Here is a 19784-nt window from a genome sequence, read left to right as displayed (position 1 = left end):
TCACTCATACGGGGGAGTTCAACGGCGATCTCCTGCATGACCGTCGGACCGTCCGCCGCCTCGCCGCCGGGCCGTCCGCCGCATCACCGTCGGAGCGTCCGCTCCCTCGTACGAGGAGAACCACACCCGCATGACCAGGCCTCACGGTTATGCCCTGCTGTCCGCGATCACGACCGTGATCGTGGCTGTCTCGGCCGCGATCTACGTCGGTGTCGACGCGGGCGCCGACGCCGGAAGCGGCGGACCGGGCGCCGCCGCGCTCGCCGCGAACGGCGTCGGCCCGCACGCCGCCGCGCCCGCCTCCGCCGGGGTGTGGGTCGGCACCTGGGGGACCGCGCCGAGCGGCACCGAACCGGGCACCGAGACCTCCGGCACCGCCGGGCACACCGTCCGTAACGTCGTCCACACCAGCGTCGGCGGCACCGCCGCCCGCATCACCCTGTCCAACCTGTACGGCACCCGCCCGCTCACGGTGACCGCGGCGACGCTCGCCGTGGCCGCCGCCGACGACAGCGCCGCCGTCCTGCCCGGCTCCCTGCGCCGCCTCGCCTTCGGCGGGCGGACCACCGCCGTCGTGCCGCCCGGCGAGCAGATCGTCAGCGACGCCGTCCGGCTCGCCGTCCCGGCCGACGCCGACGTCCTCGTCAGCATGTACACCCCCGACTCCGCCGGACCGGTCACCGTGCACCGGCACGCCCGCCAGACCAGCTACAACGCCCTGGGCGAGCACACCGCCGACCCCACCGGCGACGCCTACACGGGCCGCCTCACCTCCTGGCGCCACCTCACCGGCCTGGACGTGCTCAGCGACCGCGCCGAGGGCACCGTCGTCGCCTTCGGCGACTCCATCACCGACGGCGTCACGGCCACCGAGAACGCCGACCGGCGCTGGCCCGACGTCCTCGCCGACCGGCTGCGCGCCGCCGACGGCTCCGGGGGCGGCGGGGCGCCGCGGTACGGCGTCGTCAACGCCGGGATCAGCGGCAACCAGGTCCTTGCCGACGGGCGCGGCCGTCCCGCCGAGAACGTCAGCGGCCTCAAGCGGTTCGACCGGGACGCGCTGAGCCGCCCGAACGTCCGGGCCGTCGTCATCGACCTCGGCGTCAACGACATCCTGCGCAACCCGCGCCTCGCCGACCCCGACGCGATCCTCGACGGGCTGCGCACCCTCGTACGGGACGCGCACGCGCGCGGCGTGAAGGCCGTCGGCACCACCCTGCTGCCGTTCCGGGGCCACCGCGGCTACACCGACGCCCGTGAGCGGGTCCGGCGGGAGATCAACGAGGCGATCCGCTCCGGCTCGGTCTTCGACGAGGTCGTCGACGTCGACCGCGCCCTGCACGACCCCTACGACCCGCGCCGCCTGCGCTCCGACTACGACTCCGGCGACCACCTCCACCCCAGCGACAAGGGCTACCGGGCGATGGCGGGCCTCATCGAGTGGAAGCAGCTGCGGGGGACGGCACCGGCCGCGCTCTGACACCCCCCCCCCAGGGACGCGGGTCAGCGGGTCAGCGGCCGTCGGGCAGTTCGCGGCGGTCCGACCCCCGGTCGGCCTTCAGGCCGCGCCGGGCCTCGCGCCGCTCCAGCTTCACGCGGCGGCGCTCCTCGCGGGTGAGCTTGCGCTCCACGCCCACCCCGCCCCAGAAGGCGAAGCCGGTGACGACGACGCGGGGCGCGCCGGGCTCGGCCGGGACGCCCTGCTCGCGGTGGTCGAAGCCGCCCATGATGCCGACGCCGCGCACCACGACCTCGACGCCGGGCGGGACGATGATGTTGACGCCGCCCATGACGGCCACGCAGGTGATGACGACCTCGTCGTGGGCGAAGTTCGCCTCCCGCAGGTCGATCTCGCCGCCGCCCATGCAGGCGAAGCCGTGGAAGCGCCGGGGCGCCGTCCAGCGGCCCTTGCGCTGGAACCCGCCGAGGACCGCGACGGCCCACTCCGACGAGCCCTCGCCGCCCACGATCCGGTCCGCCCAACGCCCGTCGCCCACCGGCTCCTTGCGCAGCGACACCACCGGCGGCGGCACCGCCCCGGTGGCGGGCAGGTCCCGGGTCAGCGGCGTCAACTCGCCGTACGTGCGCGCCCGGTAGGCCGCGTCGAGGCGCTCCTCGAACTCGGACATGTCGAGCCGGCCCTCGGCCAGTGCGTCCCGCAGCACCTCGGCGACCCGCTCACGGTCGGCGTCGGAGGCACGGAGGTCCGGAACCGCGTCATCGGTCATGCGATCAGCCTACGTATTCCCCGCCCCGGGGACCACGGTCTCCACGGCCGGGGACGCCGCAGCCGCCGGACCACCGGAGTCCCCCTCCCCGTCCGGCCCGTCCCGCCCGGCCACCCCCGCACCCGCACCCGCACCCGCACCCGCGTGCAGCATCCGCCCGATCACCGTCTCGATGTCCGGCTCCCGCACCGACAGGTCCACCAGCGGATATCCCGCCGCGATCCGCGCCACCAGCGGCGCCGCCGACTCCGACGCCGGGAACGCCAGCCACTGCCGGGGCCCCTCCACCCGCACCACCCGCGCCGCGCCGCCCACCTCGACCGGCGGCAGCTCCCGCTCCAGGTCCACCACCAGCGTCCGCTCGCCCGCGCCCCGCTCGTGCAGCCCCGTGAGGGATCCGTCGTACATCATGCGGCCGTGGTCGATCACCATCACCCGCGAGCAGAGCCGCTCGATGTCCTGGAGGTCGTGCGTGGTGAGCAGCACCGTCGTGCCGCGCTCGGCGTTCAGCTCGCCCAGGAACTCCCGCACCCGCGCCTTGGAGACGACGTCGAGGCCGATCGTCGGCTCGTCCAGGTAGAGGATCTCCGGATCGTGCAGCAGGGCCGCCGCGATGTCACCGCGCATCCGCTGCCCCAGCGACAGCTGCCGCACCGGCACGTCCAACAGCGCGCCCAGGTCGAGGAGTTCGACCAGCCGGTCGAGGTTCTCCCGGTAACGGGCTTCGGGGACGCGGTACATGCGGTACGCCAGCCGGTAGGAGTCGATCAGCGGCAGGTCCCACCAGAGCGTCGTGCGCTGCCCGAACACCACCCCGATCCGGTGCGCCAGCCGCGTCCGCTCCCGCGCCGGGTCGATGCCCGCCACCCGCAACCGGCCGCCGCTCGGCGTGAGGATGCCGGTCAGCATCTTGATCGTCGTCGACTTCCCGGCGCCGTTCGGCCCGATGTAGCCGACCATCTCGCCGCGCGCCACCCGGAACGACAGCCCGTCCACCGCGCGCACCTGCCGCCGCTCCCACTTCAGCAGCCCGGCCCGCCGCCGTACGTCGAAGACCTTCTCGACGCCGTCGACCTCGATGAAACCCTCCACCGCCCGGCCGCCCGCACCGTCCTCACCGTCCACGGAATCCGTCAACTCCTCTCTCAACTGCCCGTACTCCGGTACGACCTGAGCCCCGCCCGCCACGCCAGCCCCGCCGGGACACAGCACAGGGCCGCCACCAGCGGCGGCGCGAACGCCGTCCACTCCGGCAGCCCCAGCGGATACGGCCGCCCCAGCACATAGGCGGCGGGCACCCAGTTGACGAAGGCCAGCGGCAGCACGAACGTCACCCCGCGCACCAGCTCCCGCCCGAACACCGTCGGCGGGTACTGGAGCATCGTCTGACCGCCGTAGGTGAACGCCGACTGCACCTCCGCCGCGTCCTGCGTCACGAACTGGAACGCCGCCCCCGCCACCAGCAGCGCCCCGAAGATCACCGACCCCGACACCACCGTCACCGGCACCAGCAGCACCTTCGCCGCCGTCCACTCCACGTCCACCGCCACCAGCGCCCACCCCAGCACCAGCAGCCCCTGCGTGATCCGCGACAGCCGGCGCAGCGCGAACCGGTCCGCCGCCGCCTGCGCCAGCACCGGCGCCGGACGCAGCAGCAGCGTGTCCAGCGACCCGTCCCGCACCCGCGCCCCCAGCCGTCCCGCCGACCCCAGCACCAGATCCGCGACCCCGAACGCCGTCGCCGCCAGCCCGTACAGCAGCGCCACCTCGGGCAGCGCGTACCCGCCGAGCGCGTCGACCCGCGAGAACATCAGCAGGATCGCCACGAAGTCCAGCCCCGTCAGCAGCAACCCGCTGACCAGCGACATCACGAACGACAGCGGATACGCCGTCGTCGAGCGCACCCACATCGCCGCGATCAGCCCGTAGACCCGCAGCCCCTCCCGCACCCGCCCGTACCCGACCGGGCCCCGCGGCCCCACCGGACCCCCCGGCCCCGCACGCCCCGTCACGGCCGCCGCCGTCCGCGCCTCAGCCACCCTGCACCACCACCCGCCGTGTCGCCGCCGCCTGCATCAGCCGCCCCGCCGTCAACAGCACGACCGCCCACCCCGCCTGGAAGAGGTACGTCCCCCCGGCACCCGCCTCCCCCATCAGGACGTCCGCCGGCATCTGCAGCAGCGCCGACCACGGCAGCGCCCGCACGATCTCCCCCAGCGGCTCCGGGAACGCGTTCAGCGGCAGCGCCATGCCCGTGCAGAACATGCCCGCCACCATCAGCATCTGGAGCGCCCCCGCCCCGTCCAGCAGCCAGAACCCCGACAGCGCGACCAGATAGCGGATCGCGAAACTCACCACCATCGCCAGCACCAGCGCCCCCGCGAACCGCACCCACACCGCCGGGTCCGACGGCACCGCCGCCGGGAAGACCAGCGCCCCGAACACGAACGGCACCACACCCCGCCCCAGCAGCTGGAACAACGACCGCCCCACGTCCGTCGCCAGCCACCACAGCTGGAGATCCACCGGCCGGTACAGATCGACCGCCACCGCGCCCGTACGGATGCGTTCCATCAACTCCGCCTCGAACCCGCCCCCTTGCAGCGCCAGCGCCGCGAACAGCGCCTGCCCCAGCCACACGTACGTCACCGCCTGCGCCTGGTCGTACCCGCCGAGCCCCGGCCGCTCGTCCCACAGCGCCATGTACGTGGCCACCAGGATCAGCCCGAACACCGTGTTGGTGAACACCCCCGCCGCCGTCGCCACCCGATACGTCGCGTACCGTCGGAAACCACCCGCCGCGACGGCCGCGTACAACCGCACCGAGCCCACGGCACCCGCCCTCCCTCGCACCTGACCGAAACCGCCCGCACGGCGATCCCGTCCGGAGGCGAAGCGCAGGAGCCTAGTCGGCCGCCCACCCCGCCCGCCACGCGTTTTCCCCCCGCCCGCGCCCCGGCGCAACGCGTGCCGATTGCCGGGAACGGAACGCTTGGTGCGAGAGTCTTCAACAAGGGGCGCAGAACGCGTACGAGACGTACGGGAACGTACGAGGCGAAACAGGAGTCCGAGCAGCACATGAGTGACGATCCGCAGCAGCAGCCGACCGCGAGCCGCGACACCGGCGGTCCCGGGGCCGCCGCACCCGCAGACGGCACCGAGGGCAAGAAGGCCAAGCGGCCCAGGCGCACCGGCTGGCGCCGCCTGCTGCCCACCTGGCGCATGGTCCTCGGCGGCCTCGTCCTCGGCGGACTGCTCCTCGTCGGCCTCTTCCTCGTCGCCTACTCCATGGTGAAGATCCCGCCCGCCAACGCCCTCGCCACCAAGCAGAGCAACGTCTACCTCTACGCCGACGGCAGCGAGATCGCCCGCGACGGCTCCGTCAACCGCGAGAACGTCACCCTCGACAAGATCTCCCGGGACGCCCAGCACGCCGTCCTCGCCGCCGAGGACCGCGACTTCTACACCGAGTCCGCCATCGACCCCAAGGCGATGCTCCGGGCCGGCTGGAACACCGCCACCGGCAAGGGCAAGCAGTCCGGCTCCACCATCACCCAGCAGTACGTGAAGAACTACTACCTCGCCCAGGAGCAGACCGTCACCCGCAAGGTGAAGGAGTTCTTCATCTCCATCAAGCTGGACCGCTCCGAGACCAAGGCCCACATCCTGGAGGGCTACCTCAACACCAGCTACTTCGGCCGCAACGCCTACGGCATGGAGGCCGCCGCCCAGGCCTACTACGGCGTCGACGCCACCGAACTCACCGCCGCCCAGGGCGCCTACCTCGCCGCCCTCCTCAACGCCCCCAGCGAGTACGACGTCATCGCCCACCCGCAGAACCGGCGCGCCGCCGAGGCCCGCTGGAACTACGTCCTCGACGGCATGGTCTCCCAGGGCTGGCTCAAGGAGTCCGAGCGCGCCGGACTGAAGTTCCCCACCCCCCGCGAGACCAGCGGCGCCGACACCGGCATGTCCGGCCAGCGCGGCTACATCGTCCGCGCCATCAAGGACTACCTCGCCGAGAACAAGATCGCCGACGAGAAGGAACTCGACAGCGGCGGCTACCGCATCACCACCACCCTCCAGAAGAAGAAGCAGAACGCGTTCGTCGACGCCGTCGAGGACCAGCTCATGGACAAGCTCGACCCGAAGAAGCGCAAGGTCGACGGCTACGTCCGCGCGGGCGGCGCCGCCGTCGACCCGAAGACCGGCAAGGTCGTCGCCATGTACGGCGGCGTCGACTACGTCAAGCAGTACACGAACAACGCCACCCGCCGGGACTTCCAGGTCGGCTCCACCTTCAAGCCGTTCGTCTTCACCTCCGCCGTCGAGAACGACGCGGAGACCCAGGACGGCCGCCCCATCACCCCCAACACGATGTACGACGGCACCAACAAGCGCCCGGTCCGCGGCTGGGTCGGCGACGGCTACTCCCCCGCCAACGAGGACGACGTCGACTACGGCGACCTCACCGTCCGCGCCGCCACCGAGAAGTCCGTCAACTCCGTCTACGCGCAGATGGCCGTCGACGTCGGCCCCGAGAAGGTCAAGCAGACCGCCGTCGAACTCGGCCTGCCCACCGACACCCCCAACCTCCAGCCCTACCCCTCGATCGCCCTCGGCACCGCCACCGCCAGCGTCCTCGACATGGCCGAGGCCTACGCCACCCTCGCCAACCACGGCCGCCACGGCACGTACACCATGATCGAGAAGATCACCAAGGACGGCCGGGACGTCCTGGAACTGCCCGCGCGCAAGACCTCCCAGGTCGTCAGCCGCGAGGCCGCCGACACCACCACCTCCGTGCTGCGCACCGTCGTCCAGAACGGCACCGCCACCGCCGCCCTCTCCGTCGGCCGCCCCGTCGCGGGCAAGACCGGCACCGCCGAGGAGGACAAGGCCGCCTGGTTCGCGGGCTACACCCCCGACCTCGCCACCGTCGTCGCCGTCATGGGCCAGCACCCCGTCACCGCCCACCAGAAGCCCCTCTACGGCGCGACCGGCCTCGCCCGCGTCAACGGCGGCGGCATCCCCACCCAGATCTGGGCCCAGTTCACGAAGAAGGCCCTCAAGGGCACCCCGGTGCGGGACTTCGACCTCAAGGTCAAGGAGGGCGCCGTGGAGTCGGCGTCCCCCTCGACCGAGCCCGAGCCCGACACGTCCGCCACCGAACGCGCGGACGAGGACCCCGCCGACGGCACCGACACCCCCGCGCCGGGCACGGACCAGGGCCAGACCGGCACCACCGGCACCACCACCGACGGCGGCGCCACGACCGGCGGCACCCCCACGACGGGCGGGACCACGGACGGCACCACCGGGGACACCACCACCGGCGGCACCCCCACCACCGGGGGCGGCACCACCGACGGCGCCGCGGGCGAGACCACCGACGGCGGCGCCCTCGGCGAGACCACCGACGGCGGCACCCCGGGGCTCCCCGGCGGCACCATCCCCCAGCTCACCGCCCGCAGGCCGGTCGACTGACCCGACCGCGCGGCGGTCGCGGCGGGGCTCAGTGACCGGAGGTCGCCTTGAGCCCCACCACCGCCACCAGCAGCAGACACACGAAGAAGATCCGGGCGGCGGTCGCGGGCTCCCCCAGCACCACCATCCCCAGCACCGCCGCCCCCGCGGCACCGATCCCCACCCACACGCCGTAGGCGGTACCGATGGGGAGGGTGCGCGTCGCGTACGACAGCAGCAGCATGCTCGCGACGATCCCCGCACCCGTGAACAGACTGGGCACCAGCCGGGTGAAACCGTCGGTGTACTTCATCCCGATCGACCAGCCCACTTCCAGCAGACCGGCGACCACCAGCAGAACCCACGCCATGACGAGCACCTCCGGGACACGACTTCCTCAGGACAGGAGTGCGTCGTCTTTGCCTTCGACCATCCCGGTACGGCGCGTCTCGTCGGGGTCCCTCCACGCTAGCAAAGAAACACCGGAAGGGGCTGGTGACCATGGTCACCAGCCCCTTCCCGCCAACGAATCGAAGGCGTACGGACGCCAAGAGGGGAGAGCCAGGGGGCTCCAGGGCGGCGGGCTACAGGTACAGGCCCGTCGAGTCCTCCGACCCCTCGAACCGGTCCGCGGCCACGGCGTGCAGGTCCCGCTCGCGCATCAGCACGTACGCCACCCCGCGCACCTCCACCTCGGCCCGGTCCTCCGGGTCGTACAGCACCCGGTCACCCGGCTCCACCGTCCGCACGTTCTGCCCCACGGCGACGACCTCCGCCCACGCCAGCCGACGGCCCACGGCCGCCGTCGCCGGAATCAGGATGCCGCCCCCCGAACGCCGCTCGCCCTCACTGGCGTCCTGGCGGACCAGCACCCGGTCGTGCAGCATCCTGATCGGCAGCTTGTCGTCGGCCGCGCCGTGCTCGCTTCTCTTCCCGCTCACACCCACGAACCTACCTGCCCGCGCCGCGCCCGGACGCCGCCGGGGTCAGCGGCCGCGACGGCGGACGCCCAGGGCGATCAGCCCCACGACCCCCACCACCACGAGCGCCGCCGGCACCACCCGCTCCAGCCGCGGCGAGCCGTCCTCGTCCACGAAACGCCCGCGGACGTCGCTCACGACACGGTTGACCTGGACGTAGGCCCTCCCCACCGTGTGGTCGACCTGGGCGACGGCCTTCGCCCTCGCGTCCCCGACGATCGTCTTCGGGTGCACCCGCACGCCGATCTCGTCGAGGGTCTCGGCCAGCGTTTCCCGGCGGCGCCTGATGTCCGCCTCGATCTGCGCCGGGGTTCTGGTGTCCGACGTGTCCGCCACGGTGGGGCCTCCGAAATGAGCCGACGATTCCTGTGTGTTCTGGACAGTCTGTCAGTTCCCCGCGCGCCCGCACGGTCAGGACCCCCGGTTACGCTGGTCCGATGAGCGAGCGACTCCAGCCCGGCGACGTGGCCCCCGCCTTCACCCTCCCCGACGCCGACGGCACCGAGGTGTCCCTTGCGGACCACAAGGGACGCAAGGTCATCGTCTACTTCTACCCGGCGGCCCTCACGCCCGGCTGCACCAAGCAGGCCTGCGACTTCACCGACAACCTCGACCTGCTGACCGGCGCCGGGTACGACGTCCTCGGCATCTCCCCCGACGCGCCCGCCAAGCTGGCGAAGTTCCGCGACAAGGAGTCCCTCAAGGTCACCCTGCTGGCCGACCCCGAGAAGACGGTCCTCGACGCGTACGGGGCCTTCGGCGAGAAGAAGAACTACGGCAAGACCTACCAGGGCGTCATCCGCTCCACCGTCGTCGTCGACGAGGAGGGCAAGGTCGAGCACGCCTTCTACAACGTCCGCGCCACCGGCCACGTAGCCAAGATCATCAAGGACCTCGGCATCTGAGCCCCCCACCCTCACGGGCGGCCCCTCCCGGACTCCGGTCCAGGAGGGGCCGCTTCCGCTTTCGGGGGGTGACCTCGGGACGCCCGGTTCGTTGCTCCGTACGGAGGGCGAACTGGTGAGCGGAGACGGAGGGGGTCGGGATGGACGCCGGTCGGTACGACAGGGAACGGCTCGCGCCGGAGGTGGCGCGGGCGCGCACCTGGGCCGAGCTGATGCGGGCGCTGGGGCTGCGGGTGAGCGGCGGGCAGCGGCGGGTGCTCCAGCGGCACGTGGCCCGGCTCGGCCTGGACACCGGCCACTTCGTACGGCGCAGCCCGTGGCGCCGGTACCCGGACGCGGCGATCGCCGAGGCCGCCGCGGAGTCGGCCTCCCTGCGCGAGGTGGCGCTCAAGCTGGGCGCGACCCCGGCCACCGGCACCCTGTCCCACCTCCGGCGCCGGATCGAGGCGGCGGGCATCGCCATCGGCCACTTCCGGGGCGTCGACCGCGCCGCGCCGGAGCTGCCGTTCACGACGGAGGAACTCCGGTCCGCGGCGGCCACGGCGACCAGCGTGCGGGGCGTCGCCCGCACCCTGGGTGTACCCGACGACGGCAGGTCACGGGCCGCGCTGGGCCGCATGCTGGCGCGCGCGGGCGTCGACGTCGGCCACTTCACCCACCGGCGGGCGGCGATCGACGAGGACCGGCTGCGCGCACTGGTGCCGGACGCCACCAGCTACGCCGACGTGCTGCGGGGACTCGGCCTCGCCGTCGACCACACCCACCACCGGCGGGTCCGGCGCGCGGTCTCCCGACTGGGCCTCGACACAAGCCACTTCACCCGCCGCTCCCGGGCCGCACCGGAACGCCCCGGCCCCGCGCCGATCGCCCCGCGCGTCCTGGTCGTCCTGCCCCCGCAGGCGGGACGGACCAACCGGGAACGGCTGCACCGCGCGCTCACCGAGACCGGCGTGCCGTACGCGTGCGCGGAGTGCGGCAACCCCGGCACCTGGCGGGGGCGGCCGATCACGCTCCAGATCGACCACATCAGCGGGGACTGGCGGGACAACCGCCGGGAGAACCTGCGGTACCTGTGCCCCAACTGCCATGCGCTGACGGACACCTGGTGCCGCAAGAAGGTCCCGCGAAACCGACCGGCGCGGCCCGGTACGATGTCAGACACCTAGCGGCGGTGGTGCAATGGCGACACAGCAGACTTAGGATCTGTGGCCCTTGATCGGGCTTGAGGGTTCGAATCCCTTCCGCCGCACATGAACGGCCTGCGAATCGAAGGAATGGTTCGCAGGCCGTTGTCGTCGGTTCCGTCGGTTCAGCCCAGCAGTTCCCGCACGACCGGTACCAGCCCCCGGAACGCCTTCCCCCGGTGGCTGATCGCGTTCTTCTCGGCGGGGGTCAGTTCCGCGCAGGTGCGGGTGTCGCCGTCGGGCTGGAGGATCGGGTCGTAGCCGAAGCCGCCGGTGCCGGACGGGGTGTGGCGGAGGGTGCCGCGGAGCTGGCCCTCGACGACGCGCTCGGTGCCGTCGGGCAGGGCGAGGGCGGCGGCGCAGGCGAAGTGGGCCGCGCGGTGGCCGTCGGCGATGTCGGAGAGCTGGGCGAGCAGCAGGGCGAGGTTGGCCGCGTCGTCGCCGTGGGTGCCGGACCAGCGGGCGGAGAAGATGCCGGGGGCGCCGCCGAGGACGTCGACGCAGAGGCCGGAGTCGTCGGCGACGGCGGGGAGGCCGGTCGTCCGGGCGAGGGCGTGGGCCTTGAGGAGGGCGTTCTCGGCGAAGGTGACGCCGGTTTCCTTGACGTCGGGGATGTCGGGGTAGGCGTCCGCGCCGACGAGGTCGTGGGGCAGTCCTGCGTCGGCGAGGATCGACCTCAGCTCGGTGATCTTGCCGGTGTTGCGGGTGGCGAGGATGAGACGGCTCATGTGCCCAGTATCCGGGTCGGGTTCCCCGGCACGGTCCCCTGGTGGGCCGGGCGGCGGTGTCAGGGGGTGCAGACCTTGGTGAGTTCGCCGGCCGCGTCGGTGACGGGGCTGAGGTCGGGGGTGTTGTCGCCGTCGCGGACGGCGGTGCGGACGTTGGTGACGGCGTCGCGGAGGTCTTCGACGGCCTTGTTGACGTCGGTGTTGTCGGTCTTGTCGCCTATGGTGTCGAGGTTCTTCTCGATGGAGTTGAGGGACTCCTGGGTCTGGGCGGGGTCGTTGGCGGTGTTCTCGACGGCCTGCTGGAGGTCGGTGACGCTGTCGGCGATGGAGTCGGCGGTCTGGACGCAGTCGAGGGCCTTGCTGACGGCGTCGCAGCCGGTGGTGAGGCCGAGGGTGAGGGCGACGGCGGCCGTGGTGGCGGCGACGAGGGTGACGCGGTGGCGGCGCGCGGTCTGGGACATGGTCGTGGTCCTCCCCTAGGTGCAGGCCCCGTGGGAGGCCCCCGTGGTGGGCGGCCGCGTGGTGGGCCGTCCTGTTGACCGAGACGCCGGGGCGGACGGCGGGGTTGCCCGTCGTCCGTCCGTTTCTTGGCGTGCTCTTTACTTTTCGAGGACGGTATCAAGCGCGGTGCGCTGGAGGACAGTGAGATCGGCGCAGCCGGTGACGGCGAGGTCGAGGAGGGCGTTGAGTTCGTCGCGGGCGAAGGGTTCGGCCTCGGCGGTGCCCTGGACCTCGACGAAGCGGCCGTCGCCGGTGCAGACGACGTTCATGTCGGTGTCGGCGCGGACGTCTTCCTCGTAGCGGAGGTCGAGGAGGGGGACGCCGTCGACGATGCCGACGGAGACGGCGCTGACGGTGCCGGTGAGGGGCTGGCGCCCGGCTTTGACGAGTTTGCGGCCCTGGGCCCAGGTGATGGCGTCGGCGAGGGCGACGTAGGCGCCGGTGATGGCGGCGGTGCGGGTGCCGCCGTCGGCCTGGAGGACGTCGCAGTCGAGGACGATGGTGTTCTCGCCGAGGGCTTTGTAGTCGATGACGGCGCGCAGGGAGCGTCCGATGAGGCGGGAGATCTCGTGGGTGCGTCCGCCGATCTTGCCGCGGACGGATTCGCGGTCGCCGCGGCTGTTGGTGGCGCGGGGGAGCATGGAGTATTCGGCGGTGACCCAGCCTTCGCCGCTGCCTTTGCGCCAGCGGGGGACGCCTTCGGTGACGGAGGCGGTGCAGAAGACTTTGGTGTCGCCGAAGGAGACGAGGACGGAGCCTTCGGCGTGCTTGCTCCAGCCGCGTTCGATGGTGACGGGGCGGAGCTGTTCGGGGGTGCGGCCGTCGATGCGAGACATGCGGGTGAGCCTAGTGGCAGGAACGGCGGGGGCCCTATCCGAGGTGGGAGAGGGCCCCGGTCGGGTGACGTGGGGTCACGCCGTCGTGGGTGACGGGTGGGTGGGGGTCACATCATGTCTTCGATCTCGGCGGCGATCGGGTCGGCGTCGGTGCCGATGACGACCTGGATGGCGGTGCCCATCTTGACGACGCCGTGGGCTCCGGCGGCCTTGAGGGCGGCGTCGTCGACCTTGGAGGCGTCGATGACCTCGGTGCGGAGGCGGGTGATGCAGCCCTCGACCTCTTCGATGTTCTTGAGTCCGCCGAGTCCGGCGACGATCTTCTCAGCCTTGGTGGCCATGTCCTTCTCCCTGCATTCCTGGGGTCCGCGCATCCCTGACGCGATGTGATCAGGACCGCTGTGTGGCAGTAACCCACAGTTGGACCATCTTTGCGAGCGTTCGTGCCGGATGTATCGAAGGATGACGTCACAGCAACGAAATCGTCCGTAGCTGGTCTACACCACCTGACAGGCGGTCGCCAAACGATGAGTGCCGAGAACGCCGCCGCGGGGGTGGGTCCCGCGCGGGCCCGCTGGAACGGGCTGTTCCAGGGGTTGCAGAGGATGGGGCGGAGTCTTCAGCTGCCGATCGCGGTGCTGCCCGCGGCGGGGATTCTCAACCGGCTGGGGCAGCCGGACGTGTTCGGGGACGACGGGCTGGGGTGGACGGACGTCTCGAAGGTGATGGCGGGGGCGGGGGGTGCGCTGCTGGACGGGAGTCTGGGGCTGCCGCTGCTGTTCTGTGTGGGGGTCGCCATCGGGATGGCGCGGAAGGCGGACGGGTCGACGGCGCTGGCGGCGCTGGTGGGGTTCCTCGTCTACTACAACGTGCTGCGGCAGTTCCCGGAGGACTGTGCGCCGGGGTCGACGGTGGTGCCGGGGATCGGGTGTCAGGCGACGGACGCCACGGTGGGGGCGTTCACGTACCAGAATCCGGGGGTGTTCGGCGGGATCGTGATCGGGTTGCTGTCGGCGTTCTTCTGGCAGCGGTACCACCGGACGCGGCTGGTGGACTGGCTGGGGTTCTTCAACGGGCGGCGGTTGGTGCCGATCGTGATGGCGTTCGTGGCGATGGGGTTCGCGGCGGTGTGTCTGTGGGTGTGGCCGCCGGTGGGTGACGGGCTGGAGAGTTTCAGCGACTGGCTGAGTGACGCGGGGGTGTGGGGGGCGGGGGTGTTCGGGCTGGCGAACCGGGCGTTGCTGGTGATCGGGTTGCACCAGTTCCTGAACGTGCCCATCTGGTTCCAGTTCGGTTCGTTCACGAAGCCGGACGGGACGGTGGTGCACGGTGACATCAACATGTTCCTGGCGGGTGATCCGGACGCGGGTCAGTTCACGTCGGGGTTCTTCCCGATCATGATGTTCGCGTTGCCGGCGGCGGCGCTGGCGATCACGCACTGCGCGCGGCCGGAGCGGCGCAAGGAGGTCGGGGGGCTGATGCTGTCGGTGGCGCTGACGTCGTTCGTGACGGGGATCACCGAGCCGATCGAGTACTCGTTCCTGTTCGTGGCGCCGTTGCTGTACGTGGTGCACGCGGTGCTGACGGGGGTGTCGATGGCGGTGACGTGGGGGCTGGGGGTGCACGACGGGTTCAGTTTCTCGGCGGGGCTGATCGACTACGTCATCAACTGGAACCTGGCGACGCGGCCGTGGGCGATCGTGCCGATCGGGCTGGTGTTCGCGGTCGTCTACTACGGGGTGTTCCGGTTCGCGATCACGCGGTTCGACCTGCGGACGCCGGGGCGTGAGCCGGAGGAGGAGCGGGAGGACACGACGAGGGTGTGAGGCGGCTCGGCCGGGGGGTGGAATCCGGCCACGGACGGACGCTGAGCGTAGTGCTCCGGTTGCAGTTTTGACGGGTTCCTTATATCGGCTCCATCGTGTACAACAGGTCTACACCACTGAGTGGTGTAGACCACCACCCGATGGAGGAAGTGTATGAGCACCGCCACCTCGCCAACGGCGGCCCCCACGAAGAAGTGGGGCTCCGGCCTTTTCCAGGGCCTTCAGAAGGTCGGCCGCAGTCTCCAGCTCCCGATCGCCGTGCTGCCCGCGGCGGGCATCCTGCTGCGACTGGGTCAGCCCGACGTCTTCGGCGCCGACGGACTCGGCTGGAACAAGGTCGCGTCGGTGTTCACCACGGCCGGTGACGCTGTCTTCGCGAACCTGCCGCTGCTGTTCTGCGTGGGCATCGCGATCGGCTTCGCGAAGAAGGCCGACGGTTCCACGGCACTCGCGGCGCTGGTGGGCTTCCTCGTCTACAAGAACGTGCTGACCGCCTTCCCGGTCAGTGACGCGCAGATCACCAAGGGCGCGGACATCGCGGCCACCTACAACGACCCCAAGGTCCTCGGCGGCATCGTCATGGGCCTCATAGCCGCGGTGACCTGGCAGCGGTTCCACCGCACCAAGCTGCCCGACTGGCTGGGCTTCTTCAACGGCCGCCGCCTGGTGCCCATCCTGATGGCCTTCATCGGCACCGGCGTCGGCGTGTTCTTCGGTCTGGTCTGGGAGCCCGTCGGCGACGTCATCACCAACTTCGGCGAGTGGATGACGGGTCTGGGCGCGGTCGGCGCCGCGATCTTCGGAGCCATCAACCGCGCGCTGCTGCCGGTGGGCATGCACCAGTTCGTCAACACGGTCGCCTGGCAGGAGATCGGCACCTACACGGACTCCGCCGGCGCCGTCTGGCACGGCGACCTGCCGCGCTTCTTCCACGGTGACCCGTCCGCCGGCCAGTTCATGTCGGGCTTCTTCCCCATCATGATGTTCGCGCTGCCCGCCGCCGCTCTCGCGATCACGCACACGGCCCGCCCGGAGCGCCGCAAGGCCGTCGGCGGCATGATGATCTCGCTCGCGCTGACCTCGTTCGTCACCGGCATCACCGAGCCGATCGAGTTCGCGTTCATGTTCATCGCCCCGGTGCTGTTCGTCATCCACGCGCTGCTCACGGCCCTTTCGATGGCCGTCACCTGGGCGTTGGGCGTGCACCACGGCTTCAGCTTCTCCGCGGGCGCGATCGACTACTTCCTCAACTGGAATCTGGCGACCAAGCCTTGGCTGATCATTCCGATCGGTCTTGTCTTCGCCGCGATCTACTACGTCGTGTTCCGCTTCGCCATCACCAAGTACAACCTCCCCACCCCGGGCCGCGAGCCCGAGGAGGAGGTCGAGGACCTCACGAAGGCGTAGACGTCGGCGCCCTCACACCACAGGGGTGGGCCCGGAACCTCAGCGGTTCCGGGCCCACCCTTCTGTGTCAGTCGTGGCTCACGCCGTCGGCCACGGTCTCACGTGGCGGTCAGACGCAGCCGGGGCCGACGCTCTGGTTGCCCGCGTCGTACTGCTCCCACCCCGCGGTCCCTGCGCTCATGTAGTGGGTCATGTGGAAGGTGCAGTGGTAGCCGGCCGACGGACCGGCGTCCACGCGGGTCTTCTTCAGGAACTGGAAGTGCCGCCACGCGCCCGAGGGGCACTGCTTGGTGTGGCTCACCGACTTCTTGCTGGGCGACAGACAGGTCTTGTTCGTCCACGCGGCCATCGACTCGGGAGCCGAGGCGGATGCCGCGGGAGCACCCAGTCCGACGGCCGCGAACAGCCCCACGACGGCGGCTGCCGTTCCGACGGCACGGCGCATTCCGGTCATATTTCCCCCTGATTCACTTGCTGCAGCGGTCGGTCAACTCGCTGCGATCACGAGGAAGGTATAGACCTTTCTATGGAAGGGTCAAGGGATGAGCGGACCGCGGCTGGATCTTGGCCGACAAAGGCCCCCGGAGCCCTGAACTGCTCCGGGGGCCTTCGCCGTGCGTGCGGGAGGCGGGGTGGGACGGGGGCGGCGGGGGCGGTCAGATCTCGTACGAGACTCGGGGCGCCGCCAGTTCCACGGGGCCGTCGTAGGCCGCGCGGGCGTCGGTGAGGTTGACCTGCGGGTCGGTCCACGGCGGGACGTGGGTGAGGACCAGGCGGCGGGCACCGGCCCGCGTCGCGGTCTGGCCCGCCTCGCGGCCGTTGAGGTGCAGGTCGGGGATGTTCTCCTTGCCGTGGGTGAACGCCGCCTCGCACAGGAACAGGTCGGCGTCGCGGGCGAGTTCGTCGAGCGCGGGGCTGACGCCGGTGTCGCCGGAGTACGTCAGGACGCGCCCGCCGTGCTCGACGCGGATGCCGTACGCCTCCACCGGGTGCGCGACGCGCTCGGTGTGGACGGTGAACGGTCCGATGTCGAAGGTGGAGGGCTTCACGGTGTGGAAGTCGAAGACCTCGCTCATCGAGGAGGCCGACGGGGTGTCGGCGTAGGCGGTGGTCAGGCGGTGCTCGGTGCCCTCGGGTCCGTAGACCGGGAGGGGGTCGCAGCGGCCGCCTTCGTGCCGGTAGTAGCGCGCGACGAAGTAGGCGCACATGTCGATGCAGTGGTCGGCGTGCAGATGGCTCAGGAAGATCGCGTCGAGGTCGTAGAGACCGCAGTGGCGCTGCAACTCGCCGAGGGCGCCGTTGCCCATGTCGAGAAGCAGCCGGAAGCCGTCGGCCTCGACGAGGTAGCTCGAACAGGCCGATTCCGCGGACGGGAACGACCCCGAGCAGCCGACGACGGTGAGCTTCATAAAGCAGAAACCTCCGCTGGCGGAAACCGGGAATCCGGGGTTCAGGGACGGGGTGGAGCGGGCGGTACGGGGGGGGTGCTGAGGTACCGGGGCGGAACGGAAAACGGACGGTCGTGAAAGGAACGTCACGGGTCGTGCGGTCCGTCGAGCCTAAGACTCCTGACGCCGGGCCGCTCCTCCGCCAGGGGCCGTTGTGGGCGAACTCACCTGTGGTGTCACCGGTTCGGCTGGTCGCGGGGCGGATGGGGAGCGCGGGAGGGCGCGCACGGTGTATCGCGCGCCGGTAGCGTCGTCCGCATGGACACGTCGTGGTGGGTGGCCCTCGGGGCCGTGGTGCTGCTGGCGTTCGTCGCCGCGCTCGTCGACGGGCTGGGGCGCGGGCGGAAGCCGAAGGGACGGCGGCCCGGCGGGCGGCGGGCGGACGGGCGGCGGCCCGGCGGGCGCGGGACCCGGCCGCCGGGGCGGCCCGCGGAGCGGCCGGGCGGGCGGGGCGGGAAACGGCCGCGGCCCTCGGAGATCTGGTGGGCGATGGTGCCGTTCGAGGACGGGCCGGGGGCGAAGGACCGGCCGTGTCTGGTGCTGGCGGTGCGGGGCGGCCGGGCGACGGTCGTGAAGATCACCAGCAGGCATCACCAGGAGCGGCCGGGGGTGATCGCGCTGCCGGCGGGGGCGGTCGGGGACGCGCGGGGCCGGGCGAGCTTCCTGGAGACGGACGAGCTGCGCGAGGTGCCGCTCGGGGACTTCCGGCGGCGGGCGGGGGCGGTGGACCCGGCCCTGTGGGACCGGGTCCGCCACCTGGCGCGCTGACCCCGCGGCGCACGGCGCGGGCGGGGGCCGCGGCGGTCGGGCGTCAGGGGTCAGGGGTCAGGCCCAGAGCTGGCCCTGGAGGGTCTCGATGGCCTCTTCCGTGGTGGCGGCGGTGTAGACGCCGGTGGAGAGGTACTTCCAGCCGCCGTCGGCGACGACGAAGACGATGTCGGCGCTCTCCCCCGCGGCGAGCGCCTTGCGCCCGACGCCGATCGCGGCGTGCAGGGCGGCGCCGGTGGAGACGCCCGCGAAGATGCCCTCCTGCTGGAGCAGCTCGCGGGTGCGGGTGACGGCGTCGGCGGAGCCGACGGAGTAGCGGGTGGTGAGGACGGAGGCGTCGTACAGCTCGGGGACGAAGCCCTCGTCGAGGTTGCGCAGTCCGTAGACGAGGTCGTCGTAGCGGGGTTCGGCGGCGACGATCCGTACGTCGGGCTTGTGCTCGCGGAGGTAGCGGCCGACGCCCATGAGGGTGCCGGTGGTGCCGAGCCCGGCGACGAAGTGGGTGATCGAGGGGAGGTCGGCGAGGATCTCGGGGCCGGTGCCGGCGTAGTGGGCGCCCGCGTTGTCGGGGTTGCCGTACTGGTAGAGCATCACCCAGTCGGGATGCTCGGCGGCGAGTTCCTTGGCGACGCGTACGGCGGTGTTGGAGCCGCCCGCGGCCGGGGAGGGGATGATCTCCGCACCCCACATGGCGAGCAGTTCGCGGCGCTCGGCGGAGGTGTTCTCGGGCATCACGCAGACCATGCGGTAGCCCTTGAGGCGGGCCGCCATGGCGAGCGAGATGCCGGTGTTGCCGCTGGTGGGCTCCAGGACCGTGCAGCCGGGGGTGAGGCGGCCGTCCTTCTCCGCCTGCTCGATCATGTGCAGGGCGGGGCGGTCCTTGATGGAGCCGGTGGGGTTGCGGTCCTCCAGTTTGGCCCAGATCCGGACGTCGGCGGACGGCGACAGCCGCGGCAGGCGCACCAGAGGGGTGTTGCCCACCGCGGCCAGCGGGGAGTCGTAGCGCATCGCGGGGTGCTCAGGCCATGCCGCCGGCGACGGCCGGCAGGATCGTGACGGTGTCGCCGTCGGTGAGCTTGGTGGTGATGCCGTCGACGAAGCGGACGTCCTCGTCGTTCAGGTAGACGTTGACGAAGCGGCGCAGCTGGCCGTCGTCCACGATGCGGGCCTGGATGCCCGTGTGCCGGGTCTCCAGGTCGGCGAACAGGTCGGCGAGGGTGTCACCGCTGCCCTCCACCGCCTTCTGGCCGTCGGTGTACTGGCGGAGGATGGTCGGGATGCGGACCTCGATGGCCATGGTTCGGGGCTCCTGTCGGGAGGGTCGGGGTGCGGTGGGCGCGCGGCGGCGCGGGTGCGGCGGTGGGGCGGGTGGTGCGGGCGCCGGGGCGCGCGGGCCGTACGGCGGGCGGCGTCAACAGATGGCGCTGGCGAGCCGGCCCAGGTCGACGTGCAGCCGCGCCACGAGCAGAGCGCCCGGCGTCTTGTCGCACACGTCGTTCAGAACCAT

At 71.8% G+C, this 19784-nt stretch carries 23 protein-coding genes, 1 tRNA gene and 1 riboswitch; of the genes, 8 read left to right on the top strand and 16 right to left on the bottom strand.

Annotated features, from left to right (window positions below):
• The first annotated feature begins 130 nt into the window (after positions 1 to 130).
• Complete coding sequence (locus ACIQPQ_RS00190; protein ID WP_401297694.1) at positions 131 to 1480, top strand: SGNH/GDSL hydrolase family protein; 1350 nt, start codon at positions 131 to 133, stop codon at positions 1478 to 1480.
• Between the two features lie 31 nt (positions 1481 to 1511).
• Here the strand turns inward: ACIQPQ_RS00190 and ACIQPQ_RS00185 are convergent, their stop codons facing one another.
• From ACIQPQ_RS00185 to ACIQPQ_RS00170, 4 genes are all read right to left on the bottom strand, one after another.
• Positions 1512 to 2228, bottom strand: a complete 717-nt coding sequence (locus tag ACIQPQ_RS00185; RefSeq protein ID WP_401297692.1) for a DUF1707 domain-containing protein — start codon at positions 2226 to 2228, stop codon at positions 1512 to 1514.
• A 9-nt stretch (positions 2229 to 2237) separates the two neighbouring features.
• Positions 2238 to 3353, bottom strand: coding sequence for an ATP-binding cassette domain-containing protein (locus ACIQPQ_RS00180; RefSeq protein WP_401297690.1), 1116 nt, complete (start codon positions 3351 to 3353; stop codon positions 2238 to 2240).
• A 20-nt stretch (positions 3354 to 3373) separates the two neighbouring features.
• Positions 3374 to 4177, bottom strand: a complete 804-nt coding sequence (locus ACIQPQ_RS00175; protein ID WP_401297687.1) for an ABC transporter permease — start codon at positions 4175 to 4177, stop codon at positions 3374 to 3376.
• 82 nt (positions 4178 to 4259) lie between these two features.
• The gene (locus tag ACIQPQ_RS00170; RefSeq protein WP_401297685.1) at positions 4260 to 5060 is read right to left on the bottom strand and encodes an ABC transporter permease; all 801 of its coding nucleotides are present in this window, start codon (positions 5058 to 5060) and stop codon (positions 4260 to 4262) included.
• Between the two features lie 246 nt (positions 5061 to 5306).
• Between ACIQPQ_RS00170 and ACIQPQ_RS00165 the strand changes: the two genes are divergently transcribed.
• Positions 5307 to 7715: a transglycosylase domain-containing protein gene (locus ACIQPQ_RS00165; protein ID WP_401297682.1), complete on the top strand. Its 2409-nt coding sequence runs from the start codon at positions 5307 to 5309 to the stop codon at positions 7713 to 7715.
• A 28-nt stretch (positions 7716 to 7743) separates the two neighbouring features.
• Here ACIQPQ_RS00165 and ACIQPQ_RS00160 read toward each other — a convergent pair whose 3' ends face one another.
• The 3 genes from ACIQPQ_RS00160 to ACIQPQ_RS00150 all read right to left on the bottom strand — a co-directional run bounded on the left by ACIQPQ_RS00160 (position 7744) and on the right by ACIQPQ_RS00150 (position 9010).
• Complete coding sequence (locus ACIQPQ_RS00160; RefSeq protein WP_127179796.1) at positions 7744 to 8064, bottom strand: multidrug efflux SMR transporter; 321 nt, start codon at positions 8062 to 8064, stop codon at positions 7744 to 7746.
• A gap of 37 nt (positions 8065 to 8101) precedes the next feature.
• A riboswitch (guanidine-III (ykkC-III) riboswitch) is annotated at positions 8102 to 8177 on the bottom strand.
• 101 nt (positions 8178 to 8278) lie between these two features.
• Positions 8279 to 8581, bottom strand: coding sequence for a GroES family chaperonin (locus tag ACIQPQ_RS00155; RefSeq protein ID WP_383776943.1), 303 nt, complete (start codon positions 8579 to 8581; stop codon positions 8279 to 8281).
• A gap of 99 nt (positions 8582 to 8680) precedes the next feature.
• Complete coding sequence (locus ACIQPQ_RS00150; protein ID WP_401297679.1) at positions 8681 to 9010, bottom strand: DUF3618 domain-containing protein; 330 nt, start codon at positions 9008 to 9010, stop codon at positions 8681 to 8683.
• A gap of 101 nt (positions 9011 to 9111) precedes the next feature.
• On the opposite strand from ACIQPQ_RS00150, the gene bcp reads away from it, so the two are divergent.
• From bcp to ACIQPQ_RS00135, 3 genes are all read left to right on the top strand, one after another.
• Positions 9112 to 9579 (top strand): thioredoxin-dependent thiol peroxidase, encoded by a 468-nt coding sequence (bcp, locus tag ACIQPQ_RS00145; RefSeq protein ID WP_383776897.1) that lies wholly within the window; start codon positions 9112 to 9114, stop codon positions 9577 to 9579.
• Positions 9580 to 9719: 140 nt separating this feature from the next.
• Positions 9720 to 10745: an HNH endonuclease gene (locus ACIQPQ_RS00140; protein ID WP_401297676.1), complete on the top strand. Its 1026-nt coding sequence runs from the start codon at positions 9720 to 9722 to the stop codon at positions 10743 to 10745.
• A tRNA-Leu gene (locus tag ACIQPQ_RS00135) sits at positions 10745 to 10828 on the top strand. Before ACIQPQ_RS00140 ends, ACIQPQ_RS00135 begins: the two co-directional genes overlap by 1 nt.
• A 60-nt stretch (positions 10829 to 10888) precedes the next feature.
• Here ACIQPQ_RS00135 and rdgB read toward each other — a convergent pair.
• From rdgB to ACIQPQ_RS00115, 4 genes are all read right to left on the bottom strand, one after another.
• Positions 10889 to 11491, bottom strand: coding sequence for an RdgB/HAM1 family non-canonical purine NTP pyrophosphatase (gene rdgB, locus ACIQPQ_RS00130; protein ID WP_401297673.1), 603 nt, complete (start codon positions 11489 to 11491; stop codon positions 10889 to 10891).
• Between the two features lie 59 nt (positions 11492 to 11550).
• Entirely contained in the window at positions 11551 to 11952 is a 402-nt protein-coding gene (locus ACIQPQ_RS00125; protein WP_401297670.1) for a hypothetical protein, read from the bottom strand.
• A 138-nt stretch (positions 11953 to 12090) separates the two neighbouring features.
• On the bottom strand, positions 12091 to 12828 hold the full coding sequence (gene rph, locus ACIQPQ_RS00120; RefSeq protein WP_383776910.1) for a ribonuclease PH: 738 nt from the start codon (positions 12826 to 12828) through the stop codon (positions 12091 to 12093).
• A gap of 107 nt (positions 12829 to 12935) precedes the next feature.
• The gene (locus ACIQPQ_RS00115) at positions 12936 to 13169 is read right to left on the bottom strand and encodes a glucose PTS transporter subunit EIIB (protein WP_401297667.1); all 234 of its coding nucleotides are present in this window, start codon (positions 13167 to 13169) and stop codon (positions 12936 to 12938) included.
• Between the two features lie 186 nt (positions 13170 to 13355).
• On the opposite strand from ACIQPQ_RS00115, the gene ACIQPQ_RS00110 reads away from it, so the two are divergent.
• Complete coding sequence (locus tag ACIQPQ_RS00110) at positions 13356 to 14654, top strand: PTS transporter subunit EIIC (protein WP_401297664.1); 1299 nt, start codon at positions 13356 to 13358, stop codon at positions 14652 to 14654.
• A gap of 153 nt (positions 14655 to 14807) precedes the next feature.
• On the top strand, positions 14808 to 16061 hold the full coding sequence (locus ACIQPQ_RS00105; protein WP_401297662.1) for a PTS transporter subunit EIIC: 1254 nt from the start codon (positions 14808 to 14810) through the stop codon (positions 16059 to 16061).
• Between the two features lie 109 nt (positions 16062 to 16170).
• Here ACIQPQ_RS00105 and ACIQPQ_RS00100 read toward each other — a convergent pair whose 3' ends face one another.
• Both ACIQPQ_RS00100 and ACIQPQ_RS00095 read right to left on the bottom strand, forming a co-directional pair.
• A complete protein-coding gene (locus ACIQPQ_RS00100) occupies positions 16171 to 16515 on the bottom strand; it encodes a hypothetical protein (protein ID WP_401297660.1) in 345 nt (114 codons plus the stop codon).
• Between the two features lie 202 nt (positions 16516 to 16717).
• A complete protein-coding gene (locus ACIQPQ_RS00095; protein ID WP_401297658.1) occupies positions 16718 to 17470 on the bottom strand; it encodes an MBL fold metallo-hydrolase in 753 nt (250 codons plus the stop codon).
• 297 nt (positions 17471 to 17767) lie between these two features.
• On the opposite strand from ACIQPQ_RS00095, the gene ACIQPQ_RS00090 reads away from it, so the two are divergent.
• Complete coding sequence (locus ACIQPQ_RS00090) at positions 17768 to 18277, top strand: type II toxin-antitoxin system PemK/MazF family toxin (RefSeq protein WP_401297655.1); 510 nt, start codon at positions 17768 to 17770, stop codon at positions 18275 to 18277.
• Positions 18278 to 18334: 57 nt separating this feature from the next.
• Here ACIQPQ_RS00090 and ACIQPQ_RS00085 read toward each other — a convergent pair whose 3' ends face one another.
• From ACIQPQ_RS00085 to ACIQPQ_RS00075, 3 genes are all read right to left on the bottom strand, one after another.
• Positions 18335 to 19285 (bottom strand): PLP-dependent cysteine synthase family protein, encoded by a 951-nt coding sequence (locus ACIQPQ_RS00085; protein ID WP_383776922.1) that lies wholly within the window; start codon positions 19283 to 19285, stop codon positions 18335 to 18337.
• A 10-nt stretch (positions 19286 to 19295) separates the two neighbouring features.
• Positions 19296 to 19574, bottom strand: a complete 279-nt coding sequence (locus tag ACIQPQ_RS00080) for a MoaD/ThiS family protein (RefSeq protein ID WP_401297652.1) — start codon at positions 19572 to 19574, stop codon at positions 19296 to 19298.
• 114 nt (positions 19575 to 19688) lie between these two features.
• Positions 19689 to 19784, bottom strand: a complete 96-nt coding sequence (locus tag ACIQPQ_RS00075) for a putative leader peptide (protein ID WP_383776926.1) — start codon at positions 19782 to 19784, stop codon at positions 19689 to 19691.

Source organism: Streptomyces sp. NPDC091281 (assembly GCF_044757425.1).
GTDB lineage: Bacteria > Actinomycetota > Actinomycetes > Streptomycetales > Streptomycetaceae > Streptomyces.
This window is presented reverse-complemented; position numbering and strand designations above follow the sequence as displayed.